General features: G+C 84.1%; 1 pseudogene. It reads right to left on the reverse strand.

The annotated features are described in order from the left end of the window. A pseudogene (locus V9U69_RS13000) lies at nt 1-308 on the reverse strand (hypothetical protein); the annotation flags it as partial.

A 308-nucleotide genomic window follows, 5' to 3' on the forward strand; every position in this document is an offset into this window, starting at 1 on the left:
AGCGGCGCGGACGGCGCGGCCACCGGTTCCGGGGCGCGCGGCGACTGGGGACGCTGCGACTGGGGACGCTGCGACTGGGGACGCTGCGACTGGGGACGCTGCGGCGCGGGGTGCTGCGGCGCGGGGTGCTGCGCGCGCCGCGGCGCCGAGAGGTGCTCCTCGCCGGGGTCGTCGATGGGCGCCTCCGGCGGGGGCACGTCGTCGTCGGGGCCCGCCACGGCCGCGTGCTGCGGCGGCTGCTGCTGCGCGGGCTGCTGCGGGCGCTGCGCGGGGGCGGGCGCGCCCCAGCCGCCGCCCGCGGGCGGGCC

It is taken from the genome of Kineococcus sp. G2 (assembly GCF_037154035.1).
Classification (GTDB): domain Bacteria; phylum Actinomycetota; class Actinomycetes; order Actinomycetales; family Kineococcaceae; genus Kineococcus.